The following is an 8,581-nucleotide window of genomic DNA, read 5'->3' on the forward strand; positions in this document are numbered from 1 at the left end:
TTTTTTCTTGCTTAGTTTAATCAGCGTCTTTCGCTAATCTCAGCCCCATGTCGGACATGATGACTGACTGGCTAGCAAAATCGCGACGATAGTTTTCGGATTCGTCAGCATCATAGGCAAAGCTACCACCTCGTACAGACTTGTGTGCAAGGCTTTCTTTTTCATCTTTTGCGTTTACCGGATTATCACTTGGTGCTGATTTGTAATAGCCTTCATCAAACGCATCAATAACAAACTCACCAACATTACCCGTCATATCGTATAAGCCAAGCTCATTCGGTTTTTTCTGACCTACCTTGTGTGCCTTATTGTTTGAGTTACTGGCATACCAGGCAACGTCGTTAATATCATCAGACCCCGCGTAAGTGAATCCTTGACTTAGATTCCCCCCTTTCGCTGCAAACTCCCATTCTGCTTCTGTGGGTAAACGATAGTGCTCTCCCGTTTTTTCATTCAATTTCTTTATAAAATAATTGGCTTGTTGCCAGCTAATGTTATTCACGGGCGTATTTGGGTTTCTAAAATAACTCAGAGAAGAGCCTGTAACCGATTCGAATAACTCTTGGGTTACCTCAAATTTTGCCAAATAGAAATCTTCCACGCGAACGGTGCGGGCCGGGCGCTCGGATTTATTTGCTGATGGATTATCCGAGCCCATCGTAAATTGTCCGCCTTCAATAAGAACCATATCTTGATCGATTTTTTGAGCAAGAGGGCTAGGTTGTGTTGTTGCACATCCAGTCATAATTAGCGAAATCGAAATAGCGGCACCAAGGTAAAGAGTATTACTTTTGGAATGCTTCATAGGGGAGCTCCATCAACATTTATGATCAAAGAATTTTATCAGGCAAGTCTATGAAAAACAGTTATACACACTATAACAAGCGCCACGAATAATTGAACATTATCATCACACTAGGCGATTAACTTAATAATTAGTCTTAACGCCGTTGGGCACAGGCTAGCAACTAAGAAGGTGATGAATGCACATAACTCAAGGTCCGCAGTTCAATGGAAAAGCATCCAAGCGATTACATGTCATGGCGAAACCTATCGGTGCAGTGTGCAATATCGATTGCACCTATTGTTATTACCTAAGCAAACAAGATTTACTTGAGTACAAGCCAGGCTGCTCACCAGTCATGGATGAGGAAACGCTAGAGACCTATATCCGTCAATATATAGCGGGACAGAATACACCTGAAATCATTTTCTCTTGGCAGGGTGGTGAGCCGACAATGCTAGGTTTGGATTATTTCAAGACAATTGTTGAGCTACAGAATAAATACCGTCCCGATGGCATTACGATCTCCAATGATCTCCAGACTAATGGCACACTGCTTAACGATGAATGGTGTGAGTTTTTAAAGGCGAACAACTTTCTCGTCGGTTTAAGCATTGATGGCCCAGAAATGATGCACAACGCTTACCGAACAAACCGAGCTGGTAGAGGCACATTCCGGCAAGTTATGAATGTGGTTGAATTATTACATAAGCACGAAGTAAAGTTTGCTACGCTCACTTGTGTTAACAACTTGACCAGCCGTAACCCACTTGAAGTGTACCGATTCTTGCGAGATGAAGTACGCTCCCCTCAAATGCAGTTTATTCCAATAGTTGAACAGAAAACATTCAGAACAACCGCCCCTCAAACTTGGGAGCCAAACGAGCAACTAAAGCAAGGAGATAAACGGTTGATCCCAGGTCATAAAGATGCCGTTGTTGAGCCTTTTTGCGTTGCGGATGAAGCATGGGGAAATTTTCTGATCGCGATTTTCAATGAATGGGTTTTACACGATATCGGCAACGTGTTTGTGCAGTACTTTGAAGCCAGTATCGAAACCTGGATGGGCAGAAAAAACCCACTGTGTACGTTAGGTGAAATCTGCGGGAAGGGCTTAGCAATGGAGCCTAATGGTGATGTGTTTGCGTGTGATCATTACGTGTACCCAGAATATAAGGTTGGAAACATTCATCACGAAAAGCTCGATACGCTCGCTTATAGCTCTGAGCAGCAGAAATTTGGGTTTGCTAAAAGTCGTACGCTGCCCCAACAGTGCCTTCAATGTGATTATCAATTTGCATGTTTTGGAGAATGTCCCAAAAACCGTTTTATCCGTACTAGGCAAGGTGAGCCTGGTCTTAATTATCTCTGCGCGGGTTGGAAGAAGTTTTTTACCCATGTTGATCAGTCGATGGCGTACATCTTACGAGCGACAGGTAACCCAGTGGTTCACGGTAAATACAGTGACCAGATTCTACACCAGCAAGCTACTCAAACACAGACTGTGTTTGAAACGAAGTTTTAAGATAGTCACTACGCCTGCTACAGGCCCGGAAATGAAAGAATATAGGTTATTGAATGCAAAAAATTAAGCTGCTCTCTAAATCATTACTCGTGATCTCGATCGGCATTGCTGCGAGTCAAACAGCAGTGGCACAAGAAACAACATTGCTAGACCCAGACCAGGTATCGCCGACAACGGTTGTCACTCCACAAGAAGCTCAAATGACACCGGCGCAACGAGTCGAAAAGCTGTCTTATGATGCGCAAAATAAAAAGTTGTCTTCAGAAAAACGTATTGATGCTTTACGTGAGTTAGCCAACTATCCAAGCCAAAATGCATTGGTTGCAGTTGCGCGTGGGTTGCAGGATGAAGATGCAGGTATTCGCGAAGCTGCGATCGTGGGAGCACAACCATATATGATTGAGCACCGTTGGCGTTTGATTTCACCATTATTGAGTGATGACGCCGCCATGGTGCGAATTACAGCAGCGATTAACCTCGTTCGAGATTACGCCAATTTGAGTTCAGAGCAACAGCAGTCACTTGAAGGGCCTGTTTCAGAGCTGACAGCACACTTGTCCAGTAAGAACGATAATGTTTCCAAGTTATTACTTGCAGACGTTTACCGTTGGCATCGTGATTGGGATAAAGCGGCGCTGATATACCCAGAGTTAACTAAGCTTGAGCCAAACAACCCTCAAGTTTGGTTAAGCTATGCAGACAACTTCCGAGCGCAACAGCTAGACCAAAAAGCTATCAACGTGCTTGACGAGGGCATCAAGCTAAATTCAGAAGATGCCTCGCTGCATTATTCTAAATCTCTCGCTTTGGTTAGATTAGACAAAAAGAAAGAAGCGGCGTTTGAAATAGACAAAGCTGCGACGATGGCAAAGACGAACAGTTACTTTTGGTATTTAAATGGTGTTCTGCAAGAAGAGTTAGACTTGAAGAAGTCTGTCAACGCTTTTGAGCAAGCGTATTTGATATCCGGTGCTCCAGAACAATTGTATGCCGTGTGTGACATCTATGTCAGATACGGCAACCCTAAAACGGATGACTGTTTAACAGAGCTAACGAAGGTCGCTCCCGACTATGTTATTGAAGAGCTCAATCAGAAAAAGGGACGTAAAAGTGCCTCTACATCAGTTGAAGCCAATGAATTTAAACTCTAATCGGTAAATTCCATGTTCCTATTTCAATAAAATAGTGAACCAATTTAGTGACGGTGTCACTCTTTGGTGGCCGTTGGATATGTCAGTTCAATATGCGCCTGTTTCAATTGAACTATACTTTTGATTGGATTCGCACCTAGCACCTCAATATAAGGAATTAAGATGGCTATAAAGTTAAAGACGATTGTCTTAGCAACAGGTTTTGCTCTGTCTAGTTACGCTGTTGCTGCTGATATGCAAGATCCACTTCCGTCATGGAACAACACTGACGCTAAGCAAGCTATTATGGCGTTTGTTACGAAAACAACGACCCAAGGTTCGGATTCCTATGTTCCTGAAAGCCAACGAATCGCGACGTTTGATAATGATGGAACACTTTGGGCAGAAAAGCCTGTTTATCTACAGTTGTTTTTTGCGATCGATAGAGTAAAAGAAATGGCCTCTGAGCATCCTGATTGGAAGACAACCGAACCCTTTGCTTCCGCATTAAAAGGTGACATGGAGGGGATTGGTAAACAAGGACTCGAAGGTGTAATGAAGCTTGTTATGGCAACCCATTCTGGAATGTCTACTGAACAGTTTCATCAAGAAGTTAAGGAATGGTTGAAAACGGCTGTCCATCCAACAACGGGTAGACCATACACTGAAATGGTCTATCAACCTATGCTCGAACTGCTCGACTATTTAAGAGCTAACGACTATCAGACCTACATCGTTTCTGGAGGCGGAATTGAATTTATGCGCGTTTGGGCGCCGGAAGTATACGGCATTCCAACGCAAAACATCGTGGGAACGACGTTAAAGGCGGAATATCAAAGTGTTGATGGAAAACCTACCATCCAACGTATGCCGGAAATAGACTTTGTCAATGACAAAGCAGTAAAGCCTGTGACGATCCAAAACTTCATTGGCAAACGTCCGGTCATGGCGTTTGGTAATTCTGATGGTGATTTACAGATGTTAGAGTGGACGAAAGCAGGTTCAGGTCCAAGATTTTCTGCGATTATCCATCACACGGATGACAAGCGCGAATGGGCGTATGATAAAGATTCTCATGTTGGTAAGTTAGATAAATCGTTTAAAGTAGGTGAAGAGCAAGGTTGGCTATTTGTCGATATGAAACAAGATTGGAATCAAGTGTTTAAAGAGAGCACTAAATGATAATCTTTGTTTGACCATAAATTGCTGCAACCAAACAATTGCAACGAAATAAAAGGCCTCACAATTGAGGCCTTAGTTAATTCCACAGTAGCTTCGATACCTAGGGTCTAGTTTCTAGGTTGCTGTGTCATTGTTTCTACCACTTTTTCAATACTTAACGAGCTACCTTTCGTTGCAGGGAACTCCTTAAATGTCTCTAGGAACTTACGCACGATAGCTTGAGCAGGAACGAACATCCACATTTGATCAGCGTAAAAATGTCTGACGTAAAGTGCTGCATCTGGACCGACCTCAAATGGATCCATACGAAGGTTTACAATCAAAGGCCAACTAGGTGTTTTGCGGTATGCCTCATTAATGGCACCCTCCATAATACTGAAGTGGATCTTCCAGTCTTTATAACGAACGGCGTTTAAATTACCACCAGCATCGAAGTAAAAGATTTCTTTGCGTGCGCCTTCATCAGCTTTACCAGTCAGCAGATCAAGTTGGTTGTAGCCATCTAAATGTGCTTTAAAGGTTTTGCCCGCTGCTTTATGACCCTTCAATAGTTTTTCTTTCACATCAGGTTCGCCCACAGCTGCTAGTAGAGTTGGCATCCAGTCTTCTTGTGAAAAGATATCGTTGATAACCGTTCCTGGTTTAATGTTTCCAGGCCAGCGTACCATCATCGGAACGCGGAATCCGCCTTCCCAAGTCGTACCTTTTTCGCCCTTGAACGGTGTAGTACCACCATCTGGCCAGGTAAATTTCTCAGCGCCATTATCAGTACTAAAAACAACAATGGTGTTATCTGCTACGCCTAGCTCTTCAAGTTTATCAAGCATGACACCTACTTGATCATCTAGGTCCATCATGCCATCGGCGTATAAGCCGTAACCTGACTTCCCTTGATATTCTTCACTCAAATGTGTCCAGACGTGCATACGGGTTGAGTTATGCCAAATAAAGAATGGTTTGTCTTCTTTTACTGCTTTTTCCATAAATGCCAAGCTAGCATCCATGAACTCTCGGTCTACGTTTTCCATACGCTTACGAGTAAGGGGACCTGTGTCCTCGATTTTGCCATCCGCAGTCGCCTTCAACACGCCTCGAGGTCCGAATTTTTTACGAAACTCTGGATCTTTTGGATAAAACTCAGACTCAGGCTCTTCTTCCGCGTTTAAATGGTATAGGTTACCAAAGAACTCATCAAACCCATGGTTAGTTGGTAGGTGCTCATCTTGATCACCAAGGTGGTTTTTACCAAACTGACCAGACACATAGCCGTGATTTTTAAGTAACTCTGCGATAGTAGGATCTTTCGATTGAATACCCTCTTTTGCGCCGGGCATACCAATAGTCAATAGACCGGTACGAAACGGATGTTGGCCCAGAATAAATGAGGCTCGTCCGGCAGTACAACTCTGTTGTGCGTAAGCGTCTGTGAAAATGGCACCTTCATTGGCGATTTTATCAATGTTAGGAGTCTTCCCTCCCATCATACCATTGTGATACGCACTAATGTTGTATACACCTACATCGTCACCCCAGAACACAAGGATGTTGGGCTTATCGGCAGCAAAGGCTGTGGACGCAGCTAATGTACCGACCAATGCCATTACCTTTTTAATCGAGTTTCGCATGAAAATCCTCCGCGATAAATGAATCCATTATCGTTATATAACGTTACTAATTGTGTTCATCATGGCGAAGTCGAGTGAGATGACACCAAATGAGACAATGTAGTCAGTTGAATATAGTAGAGGTTTTTTGTTGCTTCCAAGTAATCCCTGTTTTTCAAAAATGTTAACTAACATGGACTAGACTTTAGTGTGTTTTAAGTGTGATAAGACGCACTTACAGGATTGAATTTCAATGAAAGGCGACACTATGAAAAATAAAATAGCAACTATCCTGTTTCTATGTATCCCGTTAGAAGTGGTTGCGGAAGAGACACCAAATGTCGTGGTAATGTTGGTTGATAACCTTGGGTGGGGGGAACTAAGTTCCTATGGGAGTACCAGAGGTGTTGAAACTAAAAACTTAGATCAACTTGCTAGAGAAGGTGTACGCCTTACTAATTTTAATGTGGAACCGCAATGCACGCCAACTCGCTCCTCATTCATGACGGGGAGGCGAGCGCTTAGATCTGGGACAGATAAGGTTGTTTGGGGAGTGCCTTACGGTATGGTGAACTGGGAAATAACCATTGCAGAGAAGTTTAAGGAACAAGGATATAACACGAGCCTTTACGGGAAATGGCATTTGGGAGACCAAAAAGGGCGCTTTCCAACGGATCAAGGCTTTGATGAATGGTATGGCATTGCAAATACGACGGATGAGTCAGAATATAGCTCTCAACCCGGTTATAAAGCTATATTACCTAAACCTCAAATCCTTTCAGCTAGAGCAGGGCAGGACCCTAAAGGGGTCAAAGAATATAATTTGGACTCACGTAGAACGATTGACAGTGAGCTAGTTGAACATGCCACAGATTTTATAAATCGAAATGTGAAAGAGAATAAGCCATTTTTCTCTGTAATTACTTTTACTCAACCACATTTACCGACGCTACCTCATCCTGATTTTATTGGTAAAACAGGCAAAGGAAATTACTCAGATGTGTTAGCTGAGATAGATTTTCGAGCTGGGCAAGTTATTGGTGCAATAGAAAAAGCAGGAATTAAAGACAATACACTAGTGATTTGGTTTTCTGACAACGGTCCAGAGTGGCATATGCCATACCAAGGCTCTAGCGGGCCATGGCGTGGTGCGTACTTTACGGCTCTTGAAGGGTCTCTCCGAACACCATTTATTGCCTCTTGGCCTAACCACATCAAACCGGGTAGAGTGAGTGATGAAATTATCCATGTTGTGGATCTATTTGCCTCACTTTCTCATGTCGGTGGATACAAATTACCAAGCGATAGAACAATAGATAGTATTGATCAGTGGGCCTTTTTAAAGGGAGATAGTGAAAAGTCTAATCGAGATGGTTTCATCGTTAACAATGGATCTGAAACCTACGCTTATAAGTGGGAAAATTACAAGATGCACTTTATTGATCAAGATATCATGCCGGAGAAAGGGCGCCCATTACAGATCCCTGAAATATACAATTTGATTGATGACCCTAAAGAGGAGTTTGATTTAAGAAATAATGCCACATGGTTATTTCCTATCATGATAGGAAAGAGAGTAAAGTTTGAATCTTCCGTTTCAACAAGCTGCGATACGATTCCTTTCCCTGCTCCATTTGGATATGAGCCCGATTGTAGCAAGGGGAATTTCAATCAATTTCCAGTGGATGGATTACGCCAGAAGTAGTTTACCCCAATGGCTCTTTCTCGCATACATGAGGTATGTTTTTGGTTCAATATCTCATTAGAGCCATTTAGGGCCATGTTTTTTCTAGTTTCATTTGAACAGTCATATTCGTCGACCATACTTAAAGTTCGTTGTTTCATATGGGGCGAATTATGCAGCCAATACTCTACATTCAAATCGGTAATGTTCTTTGGGCGGTTTTAAGTGACGGTTCTTGGATCCAAATGTTGCCCAACGAACAATTAGTTCCAGAAGTAGAGGTGGTTGTTCTTAATACTGACATTCTCGATATTGCATTTAATGAAGATACAACAAGTGAGGATGAATCGAGTTCGAATGATCTTTTAATTGCATCTCAAAACGGTATTGAATCCACTTTTAATCAGAGCGTTCGAGATTTTAGTGAGTCTTCTGGTGGGTTAAGTTTTGTTGCCTATATTCGCGCTGTTTTACCTGAGCAACTCGTTTCTAATGGCTATGTTACTAGGCCAGCAGTGCAAGAAAGAGAGAACCCAACTTCTGAGACTCAGGCTCCTGAGCGGTTGAATCCCGATGCTATATTAACGGTGGATACTCTTGATGGCGGCGATGGATACGAAAACCAGTTTGAAGTTCCTAGTGTCACGATTCAAGGTGACGCACTCAAGATAA

The 8,581-nt window shown here is 42.7% G+C and carries 7 protein-coding genes; 5 read left to right on the plus strand and 2 right to left on the minus strand.

From position 1 onward, the window contains the following. Nucleotides 1-16 precede the first annotated feature (16 nt). Nucleotides 17-745 (minus strand): formylglycine-generating enzyme family protein, encoded by a 729-nt coding sequence (locus R7093_RS19460; protein WP_372034459.1) that lies wholly within the window; start codon nucleotides 743-745, stop codon nucleotides 17-19. Nucleotides 746-983: 238 nt separating this feature from the next. Between R7093_RS19460 and R7093_RS19465 the strand changes: the two genes are divergently transcribed. The 3 genes from R7093_RS19465 to R7093_RS19475 all read left to right on the plus strand — a co-directional run bounded on the left by R7093_RS19465 (nucleotide 984) and on the right by R7093_RS19475 (nucleotide 4,621). After that, entirely contained in the window at nucleotides 984-2,309 is a 1,326-nt protein-coding gene (locus R7093_RS19465; RefSeq protein WP_047100657.1) for an anaerobic sulfatase maturase, read from the plus strand. A 53-nt stretch (nucleotides 2,310-2,362) separates the two neighbouring features. Further along, nucleotides 2,363-3,460 carry a hypothetical protein gene (locus R7093_RS19470; RefSeq protein WP_005377763.1) on the plus strand — a complete coding sequence of 366 codons (1,098 nt, stop codon included), beginning with the start codon at nucleotides 2,363-2,365 and terminating at the stop codon, nucleotides 3,458-3,460. Between the two features lie 162 nt (nucleotides 3,461-3,622). Then, nucleotides 3,623-4,621 (plus strand): HAD family hydrolase, encoded by a 999-nt coding sequence (locus tag R7093_RS19475; protein WP_005385672.1) that lies wholly within the window; start codon nucleotides 3,623-3,625, stop codon nucleotides 4,619-4,621. A 107-nt stretch (nucleotides 4,622-4,728) separates the two neighbouring features. Here the strand turns inward: R7093_RS19475 and R7093_RS19480 are convergent, their stop codons facing one another. Further along, nucleotides 4,729-6,246 (minus strand): arylsulfatase, encoded by a 1,518-nt coding sequence (locus R7093_RS19480; RefSeq protein ID WP_005377761.1) that lies wholly within the window; start codon nucleotides 6,244-6,246, stop codon nucleotides 4,729-4,731. Between the two features lie 247 nt (nucleotides 6,247-6,493). On the opposite strand from R7093_RS19480, the gene R7093_RS19485 reads away from it, so the two are divergent. Then, nucleotides 6,494-7,930 (plus strand): arylsulfatase, encoded by a 1,437-nt coding sequence (locus R7093_RS19485; RefSeq protein WP_225452467.1) that lies wholly within the window; start codon nucleotides 6,494-6,496, stop codon nucleotides 7,928-7,930. Between the two features lie 152 nt (nucleotides 7,931-8,082). Continuing rightward, the coding region (locus R7093_RS19490; RefSeq protein ID WP_318146784.1) for a hypothetical protein at nucleotides 8,083-8,581 on the plus strand (499 nt) is incomplete at its 3' end.

This window comes from Vibrio sp. 1580, from assembly GCF_033340055.1.

What these genes read in the sequence shown, in the direction of transcription:
- R7093_RS19460 (WP_372034459.1), bottom strand. Translation starts at nt 745, where the DNA reads ATGACTGGATGTGCAACAACACAACCTAGCCCTCTTGCTCAAAAAATC.
- R7093_RS19465 (WP_047100657.1), top strand. Translation starts at nt 984, where the DNA reads ATGCACATAACTCAAGGTCCGCAGTTCAATGGAAAAGCATCCAAGCGA.
- R7093_RS19470 (WP_005377763.1), top strand. Translation starts at nt 2,363, where the DNA reads ATGCAAAAAATTAAGCTGCTCTCTAAATCATTACTCGTGATCTCGATC.
- R7093_RS19475 (WP_005385672.1), top strand. Translation starts at nt 3,623, where the DNA reads ATGGCTATAAAGTTAAAGACGATTGTCTTAGCAACAGGTTTTGCTCTG.
- R7093_RS19480 (WP_005377761.1), bottom strand. Translation starts at nt 6,246, where the DNA reads ATGCGAAACTCGATTAAAAAGGTAATGGCATTGGTCGGTACATTAGCT.
- R7093_RS19485 (WP_225452467.1), top strand. Translation starts at nt 6,494, where the DNA reads ATGAAAAATAAAATAGCAACTATCCTGTTTCTATGTATCCCGTTAGAA.